This is a genomic window from Streptomyces sp. NPDC088746, assembly GCF_044751065.1.
Taxonomy (GTDB): Bacteria; Actinomycetota; Actinomycetes; order Streptomycetales; family Streptomycetaceae; genus Streptomyces.
The window spans coordinates 1,325,425-1,344,910 of the sequence record NZ_JBIVLA010000002.1 but is presented as its reverse complement, the minus strand read 5'-3'; the positions used below and the strand labels follow the sequence as shown (position 1 = coordinate 1,344,910).

At 70.0% G+C, this 19,486-nt stretch carries 16 protein-coding genes; 11 read left to right on the top strand and 5 right to left on the bottom strand.

The genetic code is table 11. The features are described 5' to 3' along the window. Positions 1–33: 33 nt before the first annotated feature. Entirely contained in the window at positions 34–216 is a 183-nt protein-coding gene (locus tag ACIP63_RS13625; RefSeq protein WP_401514681.1) for a hypothetical protein, read from the bottom strand. Positions 217–823: 607 nt separating this feature from the next. Here ACIP63_RS13625 and ACIP63_RS13620 point away from each other — a divergent pair. The 8 genes from ACIP63_RS13620 to ACIP63_RS13585 all read left to right on the top strand — a co-directional run bounded on the left by ACIP63_RS13620 (position 824) and on the right by ACIP63_RS13585 (position 11,388). Then, positions 824–4,600 (top strand): nitrate- and nitrite sensing domain-containing protein, encoded by a 3,777-nt coding sequence (locus tag ACIP63_RS13620; protein ID WP_401514678.1) that lies wholly within the window; start codon positions 824–826, stop codon positions 4,598–4,600. A gap of 9 nt (positions 4,601–4,609) precedes the next feature. Further along, positions 4,610–5,023, top strand: a complete 414-nt coding sequence (locus ACIP63_RS13615; RefSeq protein ID WP_024495006.1) for a roadblock/LC7 domain-containing protein — start codon at positions 4,610–4,612, stop codon at positions 5,021–5,023. A gap of 134 nt (positions 5,024–5,157) precedes the next feature. Continuing rightward, positions 5,158–5,565, top strand: coding sequence for a DUF742 domain-containing protein (locus ACIP63_RS13610; RefSeq protein WP_003966010.1), 408 nt, complete (start codon positions 5,158–5,160; stop codon positions 5,563–5,565). Next, the gene (locus ACIP63_RS13605; protein ID WP_015611636.1) at positions 5,546–6,127 is read left to right on the top strand and encodes an ATP/GTP-binding protein; all 582 of its coding nucleotides are present in this window, start codon (positions 5,546–5,548) and stop codon (positions 6,125–6,127) included. Before ACIP63_RS13610 ends, ACIP63_RS13605 begins: the two co-directional genes overlap by 20 nt. Positions 6,128–6,476: 349 nt before the next feature. Next, on the top strand, positions 6,477–9,638 hold the full coding sequence (locus tag ACIP63_RS13600) for a nitrate- and nitrite sensing domain-containing protein (protein WP_401514675.1): 3,162 nt from the start codon (positions 6,477–6,479) through the stop codon (positions 9,636–9,638). Positions 9,639–9,648: 10 nt separating this feature from the next. Continuing rightward, complete coding sequence (locus ACIP63_RS13595; RefSeq protein ID WP_006127847.1) at positions 9,649–10,062, top strand: roadblock/LC7 domain-containing protein; 414 nt, start codon at positions 9,649–9,651, stop codon at positions 10,060–10,062. 89 nt (positions 10,063–10,151) lie between these two features. After that, positions 10,152–10,826 carry a DUF742 domain-containing protein gene (locus tag ACIP63_RS13590; protein WP_401514672.1) on the top strand — a complete coding sequence of 225 codons (675 nt, stop codon included), beginning with the start codon at positions 10,152–10,154 and terminating at the stop codon, positions 10,824–10,826. Continuing rightward, the gene (locus ACIP63_RS13585) at positions 10,807–11,388 is read left to right on the top strand and encodes an ATP/GTP-binding protein (protein ID WP_014048542.1); all 582 of its coding nucleotides are present in this window, start codon (positions 10,807–10,809) and stop codon (positions 11,386–11,388) included. The genes ACIP63_RS13590 and ACIP63_RS13585 overlap by 20 nt, the downstream gene beginning before the upstream one ends. 106 nt (positions 11,389–11,494) lie before the next feature. Here ACIP63_RS13585 and ACIP63_RS13580 read toward each other — a convergent pair whose 3' ends face one another. Further along, positions 11,495–11,698: an acyl-CoA carboxylase subunit epsilon gene (locus ACIP63_RS13580; protein ID WP_014153860.1), complete on the bottom strand. Its 204-nt coding sequence runs from the start codon at positions 11,696–11,698 to the stop codon at positions 11,495–11,497. Positions 11,699–11,762: 64 nt separating this feature from the next. Beyond that, on the bottom strand, positions 11,763–13,346 hold the full coding sequence (locus ACIP63_RS13575; RefSeq protein ID WP_401514670.1) for an acyl-CoA carboxylase subunit beta: 1,584 nt from the start codon (positions 13,344–13,346) through the stop codon (positions 11,763–11,765). 612 nt (positions 13,347–13,958) lie between these two features. Between ACIP63_RS13575 and ACIP63_RS13570 the strand changes: the two genes are divergently transcribed. Beyond that, positions 13,959–15,170, top strand: a complete 1,212-nt coding sequence (locus ACIP63_RS13570) for a glycoside hydrolase family 64 protein (RefSeq protein ID WP_401515126.1) — start codon at positions 13,959–13,961, stop codon at positions 15,168–15,170. A gap of 125 nt (positions 15,171–15,295) precedes the next feature. On the opposite strand, the gene ACIP63_RS13565 is transcribed toward ACIP63_RS13570, so the two are convergent. Continuing rightward, on the bottom strand, positions 15,296–15,790 hold the full coding sequence (locus ACIP63_RS13565; RefSeq protein WP_401514667.1) for an Lrp/AsnC family transcriptional regulator: 495 nt from the start codon (positions 15,788–15,790) through the stop codon (positions 15,296–15,298). Between the two features lie 73 nt (positions 15,791–15,863). Between ACIP63_RS13565 and ACIP63_RS13560 the strand changes: the two genes are divergently transcribed. Next, the gene (locus tag ACIP63_RS13560) at positions 15,864–16,841 is read left to right on the top strand and encodes a DMT family transporter (RefSeq protein ID WP_401514665.1); all 978 of its coding nucleotides are present in this window, start codon (positions 15,864–15,866) and stop codon (positions 16,839–16,841) included. A gap of 45 nt (positions 16,842–16,886) precedes the next feature. Then, positions 16,887–18,656 carry an amidohydrolase gene (locus tag ACIP63_RS13555; RefSeq protein WP_401514662.1) on the top strand — a complete coding sequence of 590 codons (1,770 nt, stop codon included), beginning with the start codon at positions 16,887–16,889 and terminating at the stop codon, positions 18,654–18,656. An 84-nt stretch (positions 18,657–18,740) separates the two neighbouring features. Here the strand turns inward: ACIP63_RS13555 and ACIP63_RS13550 are convergent, their stop codons facing one another. Beyond that, positions 18,741–19,265, bottom strand: a complete 525-nt coding sequence (locus ACIP63_RS13550) for a hypothetical protein (RefSeq protein WP_401514661.1) — start codon at positions 19,263–19,265, stop codon at positions 18,741–18,743. Between the last annotated feature and the right edge of the window lie 221 nt (positions 19,266–19,486).

Here is a 19,486-nt window from a genome sequence, read left to right as displayed (position 1 = left end):
CCGGCCTCGCGCGTCACACAGTGGGGGCGGCCGCTACTTCGCCGCCGCGACCGGGGCTTCCATGAGGATGGTGCGGCGCGGGTTGGCCGTCTGGGTGGGCAGCTCGACGGCGTGCTCCCGCTGCTCCGGCGTCCGCAGCGCCTCGGCGTCCTCGAGGTGCGCCAGCGTGGTGCGCCGGGGGTTGGCGATGTTGCGGAAAATCATCGTCGTCTTCATCTGCCGTATGGGTCCTTGCCGCTGGGGCGCCGCCCGGAGGTGCGCCGGTTGTCGGATTCGCTATCCCTGTAAAGCGTCAGGCTAAACATCCGATTCCCAGCCCTGGCCGGGATGAGACGGCGATCATCATGTGAGTTTGCTCACGAACTTGGTGACAAAACGCTCATTGCAGGCAGTTGATCACGGGATGCAAACCAGACAATACGGCTCTGAATCTCCTATTCCGCTCCCGATCATGGCGTCTGGGACACCGGTCACCCCATAGGCCATCACCCTTAATCGACCGGTTTGACCCTGAACACACTCCACACCTTGTTACCCCGTCATCACACCGTGTCATCCAGGTCACAGCCCGGTACGCGGGCCTTGTTGGAGATCCTCCACTGTGCTGGAATTCCACGCACCGCCGCGGGTTTCAGGCCCAACGCGCAGGGGCGCAACGCAGCGCCGAGTGGCGGCGGGAGGGGGAAGTACGCCGGTCACTCACGACCACCATGGGGCGCGTTCAGCGCCCCACGACGCCGACACCGTCCCGCCGCGTATGCGCGGAGGGACGCCTGGTCCAGAGGTTGCGACGCTAGTGCAGGGACGTTTCAAGAGGGATGGCATGGGGTCGCCCCAGCCCCGCCAGGGCCGAGGGGAAACCCCGGCGGATCAGGAACCGCGCGGCGGGAACGACCGCGGTTCCTCGCCCCAGCACGCCCAGAATCCCGGTGCGTCCGGTGACGGCGGCGACCGCGCGCAGCGCTCCGGCACGACGGGCGTCGGCAGCGCGGAGGCCACGCCGCCACCTCTGAAGCCGGCCGGTCCCACCTCCGCCGGTTCACGCCTGGCGCTGCGCAACTGGCGCATCAGCACCCGTCTGGTCTCCCTGCTCGCCCTCCCCGTGGTCGCGGCGACCACCCTGGGCGGACTGCGGATCAACGAGTCCATGAACGACATGGACCAGCTGGAGCACATGCAGCTGCTGACCCAGATGACCAAGAAGGCGACCGCGCTCGCCAACGCGCTCCAGGAGGAGCGCGACAAGTCGGCCGGCCCGCTGTCGAACGGCGTGAAGGCGACCGACTACAAGGTCACCCAGCCCCGGGAGCGCACCGACCGTGCCAAGGCCGCCTTCTTCGAGGCGACCGACGACATCGGCAACACCCCCGGTGACGCGGCCCTGGACAGCATCCACGCGAGCGTCAGCCAGATCGGTACGCAGCTGGGCAACATCACCAGCATCCGCAAGGACGCGTACGCCGGGAACAGCCCGAGTCTCAACACGATCGACCAGTACAGCCAGCTGATCACGTCGCTGCTGAGCCTTTCGCAGGACATGGCGCAGGCCACCAGCAGCCCCGAGATGATCAAGCGGACGCGTGCGCTGGCCGCCTTCTCCTCCTCGAAGGAGTACGCCTCCGTCGAGCGCGCCATCATCGCCGCGGCGCTGCCGGGCGGCGACAGCACCAAGACGCACCTGAACGACAACGACCAGGCGTTCGGCCGCAACGCCCTCGGCAAGGCGGGCACGACCCTCAAGACCTTCGAGACGACCTACGAGTCCACCGGCAAGAGCTCCGCCGAGCTGCTGGCGCCGCTGGACAACGGGAATCCCGAGATAACCGCCGCCGACATGTACGCGAAGAAGGTGCTCGACAGCCCCCTGGGCATGGAGGGCAGCGGCAAGACGCGCACGTACATGGACTGGTACGACCAGAGCTCCAACAAGATCCAGGCCATGAAGACCATCGAGGAGACGCTCCTCGGTGAGATGGAGAGCAAGGCCCGCGAGCTGAAGGAGGAGTCGCAGCGCGACGCGATCCTCAACGGTGCGATCATCCTGATCGTCCTCGGCGTGTCGCTGGTCGGCGCCTTCGTCGTGGCGCGGTCCATGATCCGCTCCCTGCGACGGCTGCAGGACACCGCGACCCGGGTCGCCCAGGACCGGCTGCCCGAGCTCGTCCGCCAGCTCTCCGAGACGGACCCGCAGGACGTCGACACCTCCGTCGAGTCGGTCGGTGTGCACTCCCGGGACGAGATCGGCCAGGTGGCCGCGGCCTTCGACGACGTGCACCGCGAGGCGGTCCGACTGGCCGCCGAGCAGGCGCTGCTGCGAGGCAACGTCAACGCGATGTTCACCAACCTCTCGCGCCGCAGCCAGGGCCTCATCCAGCGTCAGCTCTCGCTCATCTCCGAACTGGAGTCCCGCGAGGCCGACCCGGACCAGCTGTCCTCGCTCTTCAAGCTCGACCACCTCGCGACCCGTATGCGCCGTAACGGCGAGAACCTCCTCGTCCTCGCGGGCGAGGAGCCCGGCCGCCGCTGGACCCGGCCCGTGCCGCTGGTCGACGTGCTCCGTGCCGCCGCCTCCGAGGTGGAGCAGTACGAGCGCATCGAACTGGCCGCGGTGCCCGCCACCGAGGTCGCCGGCCGCGTCGTCAACGACCTCGTGCACCTCCTCGCCGAGCTGCTGGAGAACGCCACGTCGTTCTCCTCGCCGCAGACGAAGGTCCGGGTCACCGGTCACGCGCTGCCCGACGGCCGTGTGCTCGTCGAGATCCACGACACCGGCATCGGCCTCTCCCCCGAGGACCTGGCCGCGATCAACGAGCGGCTCGCCTCGCCGCCCACCGTGGACGTCTCGGTCTCCCGCCGCATGGGTCTCTTCGTGGTCGGCCGGCTGTCCCTGCGTCACGGCATCCGTATCCAGCTGCGGCCCTCCGACTCCGGAGGTACGACCGCACTGGTCATGCTGCCCATGGAGGTCGCGCACGGCGGCAAGCAGCCGTCGAAGCCGGGCCAGCAGGGCAAGGGCCCGCAGAGCGGCGCTCCGGGCGGGCTCCTCGCCGGTGGTGGCGCTCCCGCCGCGGGCGGCCAGCGTCCCGGGCTCTCCGGTCCTCCCGCGGCTCCGGCCAAGGGTCTGGGCTCGGCCGCCCCGCGCGGCCAGGTCGGCGCGGGCTCGGCGCCCCGGGCCGCGCTGCCCACGCGCGACGGCGCACTGCCCACGCGTGACAACGGCCTGCCCACGCGGGACAGCGGACCGCGTCCGCCGCAGCAGGGACCCGGCCCGCAGAACCCGGGCCAGCAGGGACCCGGCCTGCCCGGCCAGGGACGCTCCGACGCTCCGCGCCAGGGCGGCGGCCTCGCCGGTGCCTTCGCCAGCGGCGCCCGGCCCGGCGCACGCCCCCCGCAGGACCCCTCGGCCGGTGCGGACGCGGGCCGGCCCAACCTCTTCGGCCACTCCGGCCAGCAGGGCGGCCAGCCCGGACGCCAGGCTCCGCAGCCGCAGCAGGCCCAGCTCGGCCAGGGCGACCAGCCCGGCCAGGGCGGTCCGCAGCAGCCCGGCGGCCCCGGCCGCCAGCTGCCGCCCTCCGGCGGCCCCCGCGCCGAGCTGCCCGGCGGCAACCCGCAGCCGCAGCGCCCGCAGAGCACGAGCTGGGGTGTCGAGGAGCAGGGTGCTCCCCGGCGCACGCAGCCGGACTCGCCGCGTGGTCACGAGGAGCACGAGGCCGGCCGGTTCACCCGTCCGGGCACCTCCGCCCCGAACCAGCCGTTCAGCCCCCCGAACCAGCGTCCGCCGATGAACGACCGTCAGGGCCCGGGTGCCACGGCGGAGTTCGCCCGCCCGGACTTCTCGGCACCGCAGGCACCGCAGGCCCCCCATGTCCCGCAGGGGCAGGACCCGGCGAGCACCGCGCAGTTCGCCCGCCCGGACTTCAACGCCCCGATGCCGCAGGACCAGGGCTTCGGCAACCGCCCCCCGCAGGACCAGGGCTTCGGTGCCCAGGGCCCGCAGGCCCCGGCACCGCGCCGCCGCGACAACGCCGACTTCGGCGCCCCGCGTCCGCCGGCCCCCTCCGCGGGTGAACTGCCGCAGCGCCCGGCCCTGCCGCAGCAGCCCGGGGAGCTGCCGCCGGCCGGTCCCGGTGACGGGCGTACGCCGCTGTACGACACGCTGGAGACGAACTGGTTCCACGGACCGCAGCAGGGTGGCCAGCAGCCGCCCGCCGCGGAGCCGCAGGCACCCGCCGCTCCCCAGCCCGCCGGCACCCCGCCTCCGCCCATGCCGCGGCGTGGTGCGGCCGACACCGGAGCCACCAGTTCATGGCGTGCTTCGCCCAACGACGACCTCGTGCGGCAGGCGGAGCGGGTCAAGAAGCCCGCCGCCGGCGGGATCACCACTTCCGGACTGCCGCGCCGTGTCCCACGTGCCAATTTGGTGCCGGGCACTGCTCAACAGCAGAATCATCAGTCCGGACCTCAGGTTTCGCGTGCGCCGGATGACGTACGCGGCCGTCTGACCAATCTCCGCCGGGGCATCCAGCAGGGACGACAGGCCAACACCGGCTCGTCTACCGGCAGTTTCCAACTCGGCCCCACTCACCAGCAGGAGCGTTAGTTGAGCCCCATGAGTCAGGCCGCGCAGAATCTGAACTGGCTGATCACCAATTTCGTGGACAACACCCCAGGGGTGTCCCACACGGTGGTGGTCTCCGCGGATGGCCTGCTGCTGGCGATGTCCGAAGGTTTCCCGCGCGACCGCGCCGACCAGCTGGCGGCTGTCGCCTCCGGTCTGACGTCGCTGACCGCGGGTGCTTCACGGATCTTCGAAGGCGGCGCCGTGAGCCAGACGGTCGTGGAGATGGAGAGAGGTTTCCTCTTCCTCATGTCCGTCTCCGACGGCTCTTCACTCGCCGTCCTCGCCCACCCCGACGCGGACATCGGTCTGGTGGGGTACGAGATGGCACTCCTCGTAGACCGTGCGGGGACCGTCCTCACGCCTGATCTCCGTGCCGAACTACAAGGAAGTCTGCTCCACTAGACGGCCATGCGGCAGCCACTTGACGTGATCCCCCCAGGTACTACTCAAAACCCTCACCCGTCCGGCCGACACAGCCCCTCACCGGCCACCTTCAGACGGCAAGCCGACACCCTGCTGTCACGCCCGGAGGATTTATGACCCCGCCACCCGCCTCACCTGATCCGTACGGCGCACTGCACCACGCGTCGTACGACGGTGAAGGTGACCAGCCGCTGGTCCGTCCGTACGCCATGACCGGCGGCCGGACCCGGCCTCGCTATCAGCTCGCGATAGAGGCACTGGTGAGCACCACAGCGGACCCCGCCCACCTCGGGACACTGCTCCCCGAGCACCAGCGGATCTGCCACCTGTGCCGCGAGGTGAAGTCGGTGGCCGAGGTCTCGGCCCTGCTGTCCATGCCCCTCGGTGTGGCGCGGATCCTCGTCGCGGACCTGGCGGAAGCCGGCATGGTGGCCATCCACCAGCCGGGCAACGGAGAGGCCGGCGGCGCGCCGGATGTGACACTGCTCGAAAGGGTGCTCAGTGGACTTCGCAAGCTCTAGCGGCGGTACGGCCCGCGCTACCACCTCGGCGAAGATCGTGGTGGCAGGGGGCTTCGGCGTGGGTAAGACCACGTTTGTCGGTGCCGTCTCGGAGATCAATCCGCTGCGCACCGAAGCCGTGATGACGTCCGCGTCCGCGGGCATCGACGACCTGACCCACACCGGGGACAAGACCACCACCACGGTGGCCATGGACTTCGGACGCATCACCCTGGACCAGGACCTGATCCTCTACCTGTTCGGCACCCCCGGACAGGACCGCTTCTGGTTCATGTGGGACGACCTGGTCCGCGGCGCCATCGGCGCCGTCGTCCTCGTCGACACCCGCCGCCTCGCCGACTGCTTCCCAGCCGTCGACTACTTCGAGAACAGCGGCCTCCCCTTCGTCATCGCCCTCAACGGCTTCGACGGACACCAGCCCTACACCCCCGACGAAGTACGCGAAGCCCTCCAGATCGGCCCCGACGCCCCGATCATCACGACGGACGCCCGGCACCGTGCGGATGCCAAGAGCGGTCTGATCACCCTGGTCGAGCACGCGTTGATGGCCCGGCTGAAGTAGCCGTAAGTCGGTAGCGATCTACGGAACTTGCTGTAGTCACACGGGGGCGGCCTGTGTCCTTTGACACGATCCGCCCCCGTGTTCATAACATTTCGACAGAGAATTGGAGCCCCATCAACACCCGACGCGCACGACCGGTACCACTGCGCTCATACGAGCCTCGCCTTTTGACGGGGCTCGCTCTTTATGCCCGTTTTATCGACGGCGGGTCACAGTCGGAATCACTCATTCCGACTGTTTGGAACGCGACCGGTCCGCGTGCTGCAATGCCTCGAACTACCCAGTAGTACGGCTCCTGAACGATAATCCGGCACAACGTAGGTGCCGACGCCGAGAGGTTGTTGGTCGAGTGAGGCGAAGCAACGAGGGCTCCGCGGCGCAGCCGGAGCGGGGCAACTTCACGCCGCCGCCGCGTGCCGCGCTGTCCCCGCCCGCGGACACGTCGTCCGAGGCGGAACCGGCAGGCGGCAGCACCAGCCGGCTGTCACCGCGGAACTGGCGGGTGCCGACCCGGCTGAACGCGATTCTCCTGATCCCGGCGCTCGTCGGCCTGGTCATGGGCGGCTTCCAGGTGAAGGGGTCCATAGACACCTGGAACGAGGCCCAGGACGCCGAGAAGACGGCGCTGGTCGTCCGCGCCGCGGCGGCGTACGGGCAGGCGCTGCTGAACGAGCGCGACCTCACCGCCGAACCGCTGCTGTCCAACAAGCGCACCGCCGCCGAGGTGGAGCAGGTACGCGCCACCACGGACGCTGCCGCGTCGAAGTTCGACGCCGCCGTGCAGAACATGCCGGACAAGGAGGGCCTCCACCGCCGTCTGAAGCTGTTCAAGGTGGAGGAGCCGCTCCTTCCCGAGCTGCGCAAGGCCGCCTACGCCGAGGCGATGGACCCGGTGAAGACGGAAGAGGGCTACACCAAGGTCCAGCACTCGTTGATGGAGTTCTCCAACGAGCTCGGCCTGGGTACGGGCAACATCACCAGCTACGGCCGCACCGTGTACGCGATCGAGCTCTCCAAGGCCGCCGAATCGCTTCAGCGCTCCATCGGCATGCACCTGCTGGTGCGTCCGAGCCAGGAGGAGCGCAACTTCAACGGCCAGGTCACGGCGTTCAGCTCGTACAACTACCTGGAGCAGATCGCCCTCGGCGAGTTCGTCTCCGGTGGTACGGAGGCCGACGCCGCCCGGCTCAAGGAGGTCATGGCCGGCAAGGCCGCCGAGGGGGCCAAGCAGCTGAAGGCCGCCCAGGCGCAGGCCAAGGCCGCCGGCAAGCCCTTCGTGGCGCCTCCGAGCATCGACGGTTCGGTCTTCGACGGCATGGCCCAGCAGATCGGCCAGGGCAAGTCCCCCGAGCAGCTGAAGGCCAAGGGCATCACGCCCGAGACCTGGATGGCCGCGGCCACGGCGAAGTTCGACGGCTACACGACGGTCGAGAACGAGCTCGTCGACAAGGCCGTGACCGAGGCGGCGGAGATCTCGACCGACGCCAGGAACGACGCCATCGTCAACGCGGCGATCGTGATCATCTCGCTGCTGGCCGCCTTCATCATCGCCGGTCTCATGGCCCGCCAGATGAGCCGCTCGATGCGCCAGCTGCGTACGGCCGCCTTCGGCATCGCCGAGCAGCGGCTGCCGATGCTGGTCGACCAGCTGTCGCGGACCGAGCCCGGCCGGGTGGACACCCGGGTGCAGCCGATCCCGATCAACAGCCAGGACGAGATCGGCGAGGTCGCCCGCGCCTTCGACCAGGTGCACCGCGAGGCCGTACGGCTCGCCGCCGAGCAGGCCATGCTCCGGGGCAACGTCAACGCGATCTTCACCAACCTGTCGCGCCGCAACCAGTCGCTCATCGAGGGCCAGCTGACCCTCATCACCGACCTGGAGAACAACGAGGCCGACCCGGACCAGCTGGAGAGCCTCTTCAAGCTGGACCACCTGGCCACCCGTATGCGCCGTAACGGCGAGAACCTCCTCGTCCTCGCGGGCGAGGAGCCCGGCCGCCGCTGGAACCAGCCGGTGCCGCTCGTCGACGTGCTGCGGGCCGCCTCGTCCGAGGTGGAGTCCTACGAGCGCATCGAGCTGACCGGTGTCCCGGAGAGCGAGATCCACGGCCAGGCCGTGACCGACCTCGTGCACCTGCTGGCCGAGCTACTGGAGAACGCCACCACGTTCTCCTCGCCGCAGACCAAGGTCCGGGTCACCGCGACCCGTCTCCCCGACGGCCGCGTCATGGTCGAGATCCACGACAAGGGAATCGGTCTCACCGCCGAGGACTTCGCGGACATCAACCACAAGCTGGCCAACCCGCCGACCGTGGACGCCGCGGTCTCCCAGCGGATGGGTCTGTTCGTGGTCGGCCGGCTGGCCGACCGGCACGGCATCCGCGTCCAGCTGCGGCCCTCGGGCGAGCAGGCGGGGACCACCTCGCTGGTCATGCTGCCGGACGCCATCACCCACGGTGGCGGTGGCGAGGGGCTCCCGCAGGGCGACTTCACGGTCTCCTCGATCATGTCCGAGCAGCAGCAGACGTTCGACCCGATGCCGCAGCAGGCTCCGATGCGTACGGCGGCGGAGCTCGGCTTCGACGACTCGCGCTACGACACCTCGGCGGCCGACTCCCCGCAGCTGGACCCGGTGAATCGTTCACTCATGCGTGAGGAACGGCGGGCGGCTCTGGAGGCGCAGGCCGGCGGCGAGCGTCCGTCCTTCCAGGGCGACGGCTCCGGTCAGCGGCAGGAGTACTCCCCGGAGCAGTACACGCAGGAGCAATACGCCCCCGAGCAGCAGCAGGAGTACGCGCAGCCCGGTTACGAGGGCGGCTACGACCCGTACGCCGCCGGGAACGGCTACCAGGATCCGCAGCAGAACACCTACGCGGAAGCCGCGTACGCCGCTCCGGACGGCCGGCAGGAGCAGTACGCCGACCCGTTCGCCCCGCAGGAGGGTCTCCCCCACCAGGGCGACTGGGCGGACCAGGGTTCTTACCAGGGGGCGTTCGAGCCCCAGGCGGAAGCGGTCCCCAGCGCTCCCGCGGAGACGCAGGACCACGTAGGCTTCGACCGCCCGGGGCCCACCCCGAACCCCGGTCACGACCTGACCGAGGCGGGCCTCCCGCGCCGGGGTGCCGGCCAGCAGCACTGGCAGCCCACCGGCCGCGGAAACGATCAGCCTGCCGCACCCGAGCAGCGGCCGCAGCAGGAGCAGCCGCAGCAGACGGAGCAGGCCGACGGGGAGCGGCCCGACGACTGGCGTTCGTCGAACGACGAGCGCTGGGAGCGGGCCGAGAAGCTCCGGGATCCGAAGGCGGGCGGGATCACCCCTTCCGGACTCCCCCGGCGCGTGCCCAAGGCCAATCTGGTCGAGGGCACGGCGGAGCAGACCCAGCAGGGCGGCCCTCAGATATCCCGCGCCCCTGAGGACGTACGCGGCAGGTTGAGCAACCTGCGGCGTGGTGTCCTGCGGGGACGGACCGCGGGGTCGGACGCAAGTAATACCTACAACCAGGAGCGTTAGTGTGAGCCCGATGAGCCAGGCGGCGCAGAATCTGAACTGGTTGATCACCAACTTCGTGGACAACACCCCTGGGGTGTCGCACACGGTGGTGGTCTCCGCCGACGGACTCCTGCTGGCGATGTCCGAAGGTTTCCCACGGGACCGCGCCGATCAGCTGGCGGCTGTCGCCTCCGGTCTGACGTCGCTCACCGCGGGTGCTTCACGGATCTTCGAAGGCGGTGCCGTGAATCAGACCGTTGTGGAGATGGAGCGAGGATTCCTCTTCATCATGTCCATCTCTGACGGATCCTCACTCGCCGTCCTCGCCCACCCGGACGCCGATATCGGCCTGGTTGGGTACGAAATGGCACTTCTCGTGGACCGTGCAGGAAGTGTTCTTACCCCGGATCTCCGCGCCGAACTCCAGGGAAGTCTTCTTAACTAACAGACAGACAGTGCGTTTCTCGTCACCGCGCCATAAGGTGCGGTGGCGCGGCACCACTGGGATGGCGAACGGCAGTCGGAGGAGGAAACGTGGCAGCACCCACAGGCGGACACCCGTACGAGGGCGGTCAGCGGGTTCCGGGTGAGCAGGGTGACGATCGTTTCGACAACCCCTCCATGCCCGGCAGACAGGGTTCGCAAGACCCTTATCAGCCGTATCAGCCCTACCAGCAGCCCCAGCAGGGCAGCTGGCAGCAGCAGCCTCAGCAGCCGGGCTCCGGGTGGCCGCAGCAGCAGCCGCACCACCCGCAGCACTACCAGCAGCCGCAGCACGAGCAGCAGCCTCCCCAGCGGTACGAGGCTCCGCCGTCGCGCATCCAGCCGGTCCAGCGGCAGGCCCCCCAGCCGGCGAAGCCCGCCGCGCACAACCCGCTGGTCCGTCCGTACGCCATGACCGGCGGCCGGACCCGGCCGCGGTACCAGCTCGCCATCGAGGCGCTGGTCAGCACCACGGCGGATCCTGCCCGGCTGCAAGGGCAGCTGCCCGAGCACCAGCGGATCTGCCGGCTCTGCATCGAGATCAAGTCGGTGGCCGAGGTCTCGGCCCTTCTCTCGATCCCCCTCGGCGTTGCCCGGATCCTCGTCGCCGACCTGGCCGAGGCCGGACTCGTCGCTATCCATCAGCCCGGCGGCGACGAGGCCGCCGGCGGCCAACCAGATGTGACACTGCTCGAAAGGGTGCTCAGTGGACTTCGCAAGCTCTAGCGGCGGAGCGGCCCGCTCCACTACCTCGGCGAAGATCGTGGTGGCAGGGGGCTTCGGCGTGGGTAAGACCACGTTTGTCGGTGCCGTCTCGGAGATCAATCCGCTGCGCACCGAAGCCGTGATGACGTCCGCGTCCGCGGGCATCGACGACCTGACCCACACCGGGGACAAGACCACGACGACCGTGGCCATGGACTTCGGACGCATCACCCTGGACCAGGACCTGATCCTCTACCTGTTCGGCACCCCCGGACAGGACCGCTTCTGGTTCATGTGGGACGACCTGGTCCGCGGCGCCATCGGCGCCGTCGTCCTCGTCGACACCCGCCGCCTCGCCGACTGCTTCCCAGCCGTCGACTACTTCGAGAACAGCGGCCTCCCCTTCGTCATCGCCCTCAACGGCTTCGACGGACACCAGCCCTACACCCCCGACGAAGTACGCGAAGCCCTCCAGATCGGCCCGGACACCCCGATCCTCACCACGGACGCCCGGCACCGCGCGGACGCCAAGAGCGCGCTGATCACCCTGGTCGAGCACGCCCTCATGGCCCGCCTGCGCTGACCCCGCCGCCGCACACGGCGAAGGCCCCGTACTCCTCGGAAGGAGTACGGGGCCTTCGGCGTGAAGGGGGCCCGGTGGGCCCTGGAGCGGCCTCGGCGGCCGGTTCTCAGCCCTGCCAGCTGTGCGGGGCGCGGAAGCCGGGGGTGCGCTCCAGGCGGCGCCACCCGGCCGTGCTGCGGCCGCGGTGGGCGGGCGCGTCGGGCTGGGCGGCCGCGCGGGCGAGCAGGACCGCGGTGATGGCGGCGAGCTCCTCGGGGCCGGCCTGGCCCTTCTCGACGCGAAGGACCGAATCGGCGGGGGTGACGCTCATGGATGTCTCCGTCTTCTATGCAGTGGTCGCGGAAGGTGGGCGGGGTCGCCGCTGCGGCCGGCGACTACTGCGGAGGGTTGCCGTGCTTGCGGGACGGCAGGTCTGCGTGCTTGTTGCGGAGCATCGCGAGCGAGGCGATCAGTACCTCGCGCGTCTCGGCGGGGTCGATGACGTCGTCGACCAGGCCGCGCTCGGCCGCGTAGTAGGGGTGCATCAGCTCGGCCTTGTACTCCTTGACCATGCGGGCCCGCATGGCTTCGGGGTCCTCGGCGTCGGCGATCTGCCGGCGGAAGATGACGTTGGCGGCGCCCTCGGCGCCCATCACCGCGATCTCGTTGGTCGGCCACGCGTAGGTGAGGTCGGCGCCGATGGACTGGCTGTCCATGACGATGTACGCGCCTCCGTAGGCCTTGCGCAGGATCAGCGAGATCCTCGGCACGGTGGCGTTGCAGTACGCGTAGAGCAGCTTCGCGCCGTGCCGAATGATTCCACCGTGCTCCTGATCGACGCCGGGCAGGAAGCCGGGTACGTCCAGCAGAGTGACGATGGGGATGTTGAACGCATCACACATCTGGACGAATCGCGCGGCCTTCTCGGACGCCTCGATGTCCAGGACACCGGCCAGCGCCTGCGGCTGGTTGGCCACGATGCCGACGACCTGGCCGTCGAGCCGGGCCAGGGCGCAGACGATGTTGCGGGCCCAGCGCTCGTGGACCTCCAGGAAGTCGCCGTCGTCGACGAGCTCCTCGATGACCTTGTGCATGTCGTACGGGCGGTTGCCGTCGGCCGGGACCAGGTCCAGGAGGACGTCGCCGCGCCGGTCGGCCGGGTCGTCGCTCGGGACGACCGGCGGGTTCTCCCGGTTGTTGGAGGGCAGCATCCCGATGAGGTAGCGGACCTCGGCGATGCAGGTCTCCTCGTCGTCGTACGCGAAGTGCGCGACGCCCGAGGTCTCGGCGTGCACGTCGGCGCCGCCGAGGCCGTTCTGGGTGATCTCCTCGCCGGTGACCGCCTTGACGACGTCCGGTCCGGTGATGAACATCTGCGAGGTCTCGCGGACCATGAAGACGAAGTCGGTCAGCGCCGGGCTGTAGGCCGCGCCGCCCGCGCACGGGCCGAGCATCACGCTGATCTGCGGGATGACACCGGAGGCCCGGGTGTTGCGCTGGAAGATCCCGCCGTAGCCGGCGAGCGCGCTGACGCCCTCCTGGATACGGGCTCCGGCGCCGTCGTTCAGCGAGACCAGCGGGGCACCGGCCGAGATGGCCATGTCCATGATCTTGTGGATCTTCGTGGCGTGGGCCTCGCCCAGCGCCCCGCCGAAGATCCGGAAGTCGTGCGCGTAGACGAAGATTGTCCGGCCGTCGACCGTGCCCCAGCCGGTGATGACACCGTCGGTGTACGGCTTCTTGGCCTCCAGGCCGAAGCCGGTCGCCCGGTGCCGGCGCAGCTGCTCGACCTCCTTGAACGATCCCTCGTCCAGCAGCAGCTCGATGCGCTCGCGCGCCGTCAGCTTGCCCTTGGCGTGCTGCGCCTCGGTCGCCCGGTCGCTCGGTCCACGCCGGGCCTGCTCACGCAGTGCCAGCAGTTCGGCCACCCGGCCACGCGTGTCACTCGGCTCGCCCGGGATTTCGTCCACAACGGTCATACGTCGACCCTACGAACCCGACCGCGTAATTCCTGCCGTCCACACCGAACAGTCTCCTGCCCGGTTTCCTGGTGGCACCTGACAGAAGCGGTGCACCATGCATCCCATCTGCCAGCTCACAGGGCTTCTGGGTTGTAGAGCTTCGACAAAGCGCGGAGTGTGGCCCCGGCCACACGCCACTCCGCGCGCCACGCCCGGATCCACCGGGGCGGACGACCGGACCCACCGGAATGGCAGGGGGGCCGACGCCGGATTCCGGTCACCGAGGCAGGCTCCGGTGCCACAGTTTCACGCCCCTCCAGGGGCGGGTGAGGCAGCACCCCCCTTGGGGCACCCCCGGCCCCGGGGCTCCGGCGGCTGCCGCGTTCAGTACCTGTTCACTCCACGCGCACGGCCAGGGACCAGGCGTGGCCAAAAGCCGTTCCACTGCGTCGAGTTGTGAAGAACGGCGACTTCTTGAGAGCGCTCTCAGTCCTAACTCTTGACGCTCACCGGAGCCCTCGCGAGAGTGGTGCGCACCGCAGACGGCCCCACCGCTCCACCTCCCCGCACCACCCCTGACCCCTGTCTGCGTCCCCCCACACCTCGGGAGTTTCCGTGATTTCGCGCAGAATGTTCCTGACGGGCGCCGCCGCCTCCGCGACCGCGCTCACCTACCCCCTCTGGGGCAGCGCCCTGAGCCCGCGTACGTCGGCCGCCCCCGCGACGTGTGAACTGGCCCTGGAGAACAAGTCGTTGCCGGGCACCGTGCACGCCTATGTCACCGGCCACGAACAGGGCACGGACCGCTGGGTGCTCCTGCGCCCGGACGGCAGCGTCTACCGCCCCGACTCCCCCGGCGCCCCGCAGACCCCGCTGCCGGTCGACTGCGCCATCCCGCTGAAGGCCGCGGGCGCCGGCCCGGTCGTCCTGACCCTGCCCCAGATGTACGGGGCGCGGGTCTACTTCGTGCGCGACGACAAGCTGGACTTCTACCTCAACCCGGGCCCGTCCCTGGTCGAGCCGGCCTTCGCGACGCCCACCGACCCGAACTACAGCAGGACCTGGTCGTTCTGCGAGTTCACCTTCAACCCGCAGCAGCTGTACGCGAACATCAGCTACGTCGACCTGGTGACGGCGCTGCCGATCGGGCTGACCCTCGAAGGCGACGCCACGCACACGGTGGCCCCGCTCCCCGACGGCGCGGTCCAGCGGATCGCCGACGACCTCACGTCCCAGGCGGCCTCCGACGGGCAGCCCTGGGACAAGCTGGTCACCCGCGGCCCGGACGGACAGGTCCTGCGGGTCGTCTCGCCGCAGAACCTGATGGCGCCGTTCTTCGACCGCCCCGCCGAGATGCCGTTCCGCGATCTGTTCACGGCGCAGATCGACGAGGTCTGGGAGAAGTACCGCTCCACCGACCTGCGGATCGATCTGCAGGGGGGCCGGGGCACGCTCGCCGGCCGGGTCAGCGGCGACACCCTGACGTTCGAGGGCGGCCACACGTTCGTCAAGCCGACCTCGAAGGACATCTTCACCTGCAACCACGGTCCCTTCACCAACAACCCCGGGGACTCCGACGACAAGAAGGCCCTGCTGGCCAGGATCGCGGCGGGCTTCAACCGGTCGATCATGCTCAGCCACCCCAGCCAGCCGAACGGCACGTCGGTCGCGGACTACTACAAGGGCGCGGTGACGAACCACTGGTCGCGCGTCGTCCACGCGAACTCCCCCATCGGCTATGCCTTCCCCTACGACGACGTACGCCCGGACGGCGAGCCGGACGTGTCGGGGGCGGCGCACGACGGCAACCCCCGCCGCTTCACGGTGAGCGTGGGTTCCTGACCCACCTCCCACGGCCCGCCTCCCACGACCCACCCCCCACGATCCGCCCCGTCGTCCGCCGTCGCGGCCGGCGGGGCGCGGCGTCGTCGCCCGTCGGCCCCGCGGGCATCCTCGGAGCCGGCCGGTCAGCGGCCCCTGCGTGAGAAGCGGGGCCGCTCGGTTGCGGCCGGCTCGATGCAGCGGGACTGGACGTGCTCATAGGCCATGGTGGTCTGCACGTCGGCGACCTCCCTGCGTTCGGTGAGGCGGTCGATGACGAAGGCGTACACGCCGTCGACGTCGGGGACGGCGATGTGCAGGAGGAAGTCGTGCGTGCCGGAGGTGACGAACAGGCCGATCACCTCCGGCAGCCGCGCGGCCCATTCCCGGAACCCCTCGATGACGGGGCGGGCCGGGGGCCGGATGCGCACCGAGATGAGCGCCTGGACCGGCCGGTTCGCCGCGTCGAGGTCCAGGGCGGCGTGGTAGCCGGTGATCACGCCTCGCTCGCGCAGCAGCCGTACCCGCTCGAGCGAGGTGGAGGGGGAGACCCCTGTCTTGGCGGCGAGCTCGCGGTTGGTCTGCCGTGCATCGTTCTGCAGCTCCCGCAGGAGGGCCAGGTCCAGCGCATCAAGTTCCATGGAATCGACCCTACGGTGCACGAAGTGCGGCCATCGCCCGCATCACCTGGGACTCTGCCTAGTGTCGGCGGCTATGGAGACACGAACGAACGGACCGACCCTCGGAGCGGGGCTCGTGCTCGGCGCGGCCGTGCTGTGGAGCACGGTCGGCCCCGCCCAGGTGCTGGCGTCCAGCACCATGGCGCCGGCGGCCTTGGGGGGCTGGCGGCTGCTCGTGGGCGGTCTGGTCCTGGCGGTGTTCACCGTCCGCCGGCACACCCTGCGGGCCCTGGCCACGGGCACGGTGGTGCGCCCCCTGCTGATCTGCGCCGTGTCCACGGGCGTCTTCCAGGCGGCCCTCATGTCCTCGGTGACGCGGACCGGGGCGGCCCTGGCCACGGTGGTCGCCCTGGGCGTCGCCCCCGCGGCGATCTGCCTGTGTTCCCGGTGGGTCACCGGGGAACGGATGACGGCCGTCTGGACGGCCGGTACCGCCGCGGCCGTCGTCGGCTGCGCCCTGTTGCTGACGCCGGGGAGCGAGGGGGTGGACGCGCTGGGCCTGTTCCTGGCCGTGGCCGCCGGTGTCTGTTACGGCCTGTACACCGTCTTCGCCAAGAAGCTGGCCGCCGTCGCTCCGGCTGCCCAGCTGCCCGGGCTCGCCGCGCTCTCCCTCCTCGCGGGAGCCCTCCCCCTGACGCCCTGGATGGTCAGCGGCGCCGCTCCCGCCCAGCCGGGCTCCACCTTCACCCTGATCGCCTGGCTGGGCGTGGCGACCACCGCCCTCGCCTACTGGCTGTTCACCACAGGCCTCACCAAGGTGCGCGCGACGACGGCCGGAACGCTCAGCCTCGCCGAGCCCCTGGCCGCCGCGCTGATCGGCGTGCTCCTGCTCCACGAGCACCTCTCTCCGGTGGCATGGGCCGGCGGTGCGCTGATCCTCGCCGGAATGATCACCATGTGCCTGCCGCCCCGGCTCCTCCCCGGCTCCGCACGCCGGTCCGAGGCCGCGCGTCCGGTTCACGCCGGGGCCGGCACCGGAACGCGTAACTCCGGCGACATCCCGGCCTATTGACTTCGCAACAACCGGAATGGAGAGTGCCGGGCACTGTACTTGTACATGCCATCGGACCCGGAGGCGCCCGTGTGCGACCTGCACGACCCCAGCGACCACGACCATGCGGTACACACGGGCGACGGGCTGAGCCGCCGCCGGATCATGCAGATGCTCGGGGCCGCCGGAATAGCCACCACGGCAATGGGCGCGACCGCCGATCCGGCGATGGCGGCGGCCTCGGACGAGGCCGCCGGCGAAGCGGTGGACGCCGCCTCCTACACCCCGCCCGAGGGGCTCGCCCAGGACTCGGCCGCCAAGCGGACGGCGCTCGGCTGGATCGAGCGGAACGCGTCCCGGATCAACGGGCTGAACGACGAGATCTGGGAGCACGCGGAGCTGAGCCTGCGGGAGTGGAACTCCTCCCTCGCCGAGGCCGACTTCCTGCGCAAGGCGGGCTTCGACGTCGAGTTCGGCACGGCCGGCTTCCCGACCGCCTTCACCGCCACGTACACCCGGGGCAAGGGCGGCCCCGTCATCGGTTTCAGCGGCGAGTACGACGCCCTTCCGGGCCTGTCCCAGAACAAGGGGGTGGGCGAGCACGATCCGAAGGAGTACGTCCACGACCCGTTCGCCCCGGGTTACGGGGCCGGGCACGGCTGCGGCCACTGCGCGCTCGGGACCGCTGCGGCCGCCGCCGCCGCGGCCGTCGCGGAGGCGTCCCGGCGCCACAAGCTCGATGTCACGGTGAAGTTCTTCGGCTCCACCGCCGAGGAGCAGCTGATCGGCAAGACGTACGCCGTCAGCCAGGGCGTCTACGACGGGCTCGACGCCTTCCTGGACTGGCACCCCTCCACCGGCAACGCCACCGGCTGGGGCACCTCGAACGCGATGACGGCCGTCACCTTCACCTTCCTCGGTGTCGCCGGCCACGGCGGCACCCCGCTCGGCAACAAGAGCGCGCTGGACGCGGCCGTGATGATGGCGACCATGTCGGAGTTCCTCCGCGAGGAGAGCATGGCCCCCTCGGCGCGGCTGCACTGGGTGATCAACAACGGCGGCGACATCCCCAATGTGACACCGGAGATCGCGGAGATCTCCTATTACGTCCGTGAGGGCAGCGTCGAGCGGGTCACCTCGCTGCTGGACAAGGTCATCGCCGTCTCGGAGGCGGCCGCGACCGCCAGCCGCACGTCGGTGCGGCACCGGATCACCTCGGCGTGCTGGAACCAGCTCCCCTCCAAGGCGTTCGCCGAGCTGATGTACGACAACATGCGGCAGATCGGCCCCCCGGTCTTCTCCCAGGACGCCCAGCGGCTCGCCAAGGAGCTCCAGTCCTCCCTGGGGCTGCCCGAGAGTGGCCTGCACGACAAGATCGGTGAGCTGGCGCCGCCCAACCCCGTCTTCCTGGGCGGCGGTTCCACCGATGTGGCCGATATCAGCTGGCAGGTGCCGACCGTCTCCATGGGCGCGGCGGTGGCCCCCATCGGGTCGAAGATGCACACCTGGTCGACCGCCTCCTGCGCGGGATCGGCGCCCGCCCACGCGGCGATCAAGGCCGCCGCGGCCTATCTGGCGGCCACGGCTGTCGACCTCCTGGTGAAGCCGGAGCTGCTGCGGGGCGTCAAGGAGGAGTTCGAGAAGCGGACCGAGGGCCTGACCTGGAAGACCGCGCTGCCGGAGGGCTACGAGCCGCCGATGTACGAGCCGCCCGCCTGGTTCCTGAAGAAGACCGGCCAGAGCTGGCCGCCGGAGAACATCACCTGGCCGCCGCGCCGGATCGTCAGCAAGGAGAAGTTCGCCTCGCTCGGGCCGGCGCTGGAGCCGCAGACCTGATCCGGGCCGCCCGTACGCGGAGGTGCCCCCGTCCGGCCGGACGGGGGCACCTCCGCGTACGGGGCCGGGCCTGTGCACACGAGGTCAGCAGCCGCCGCAGTTGTAGTACGTCACGTCCCAGTGGTTGCCCTCGTCGGCGTAGACGTTGCCGGAGCCGGACTTGTACTGCGGGGCGCCGTCGCCGCGCAGGCCGATGTAACTGAACACGCCCTTCACGTAGTTGGTCAGGCAGGTGGTCTTGCTGAAGTCGAGCTTGTAGCCGTTCCAGTGCGAGTACGTGCCACTGGCGTGCCCCGTCTCGGTGCCCCCGGTGATGTTCAGGGCACAGCCCGTGGCGCTCTTCAGGGTCTGGGCGCCCTGGGCGCTGGTCAGGTTGAGCTGGTCGAAGGACGTGCAGGTGGAGACGTTCCGGTTGGAACAGCCGCCCGAGGACGACCAGGTGATCCCGGACGAGCTGAAGCGGGAGGTCGCCTGGGAGTGGGTCAGCTTGGTGACGGCGTGCGCCTCGGTGGCACCGCCGCCGAGGACACCGACGCCGGGCGCGAAGAGCGCACCGAGGACGAGGGCGAGAGCGGTGAGGGCCGAGCGGAGTCGGGGACGGGTCAGCATGGGAGATTCCTCCTGCTCATGACAATTACGGGGGCAGGGAGATAGTGCCCCAGCTCTACGCGCGTCCGCCAGGGGGCGACAGGGGTCACCGCCAGACCTTCCGCGACTTCCGGACCGGCCTGGACCCTTGATGTTGAACTTTGAACAAGATGGGTCTACAGTCAAACTCGTTGAAGGTTAAATCAACTCTTCGACGGTCACTCGTCTGAATCCGTCCCCCC

Excerpts from the sequence above, each read along its gene's own strand:
- ACIP63_RS13575 (WP_401514670.1), bottom strand. The coding sequence starts at position 13,346 with ATGACCGTTGTGGACGAAATCCCGGGCGAGCCGAGTGACACGCGTGGC.
- ACIP63_RS13560 (WP_401514665.1), top strand. The coding sequence starts at position 15,864 with ATGGAGACACGAACGAACGGACCGACCCTCGGAGCGGGGCTCGTGCTC.
- ACIP63_RS13550 (WP_401514661.1), bottom strand. The coding sequence starts at position 19,265 with ATGCTGACCCGTCCCCGACTCCGCTCGGCCCTCACCGCTCTCGCCCTC.
- ACIP63_RS13580 (WP_014153860.1), bottom strand. The coding sequence starts at position 11,698 with ATGAGCGTCACCCCCGCCGATTCGGTCCTTCGCGTCGAGAAGGGCCAG.
- ACIP63_RS13570 (WP_401515126.1), top strand. The coding sequence starts at position 13,959 with ATGTTCCTGACGGGCGCCGCCGCCTCCGCGACCGCGCTCACCTACCCC.
- ACIP63_RS13615 (WP_024495006.1), top strand. The coding sequence starts at position 4,610 with ATGAGTCAGGCCGCGCAGAATCTGAACTGGCTGATCACCAATTTCGTG.
- ACIP63_RS13620 (WP_401514678.1), top strand. The coding sequence starts at position 824 with ATGGGGTCGCCCCAGCCCCGCCAGGGCCGAGGGGAAACCCCGGCGGAT.
- ACIP63_RS13595 (WP_006127847.1), top strand. The coding sequence starts at position 9,649 with ATGAGCCAGGCGGCGCAGAATCTGAACTGGTTGATCACCAACTTCGTG.
- ACIP63_RS13610 (WP_003966010.1), top strand. The coding sequence starts at position 5,158 with ATGACCCCGCCACCCGCCTCACCTGATCCGTACGGCGCACTGCACCAC.
- ACIP63_RS13555 (WP_401514662.1), top strand. The coding sequence starts at position 16,887 with ATGCCATCGGACCCGGAGGCGCCCGTGTGCGACCTGCACGACCCCAGC.
- ACIP63_RS13565 (WP_401514667.1), bottom strand. The coding sequence starts at position 15,790 with ATGGAACTTGATGCGCTGGACCTGGCCCTCCTGCGGGAGCTGCAGAAC.
- ACIP63_RS13625 (WP_401514681.1), bottom strand. The coding sequence starts at position 216 with ATGAAGACGACGATGATTTTCCGCAACATCGCCAACCCCCGGCGCACC.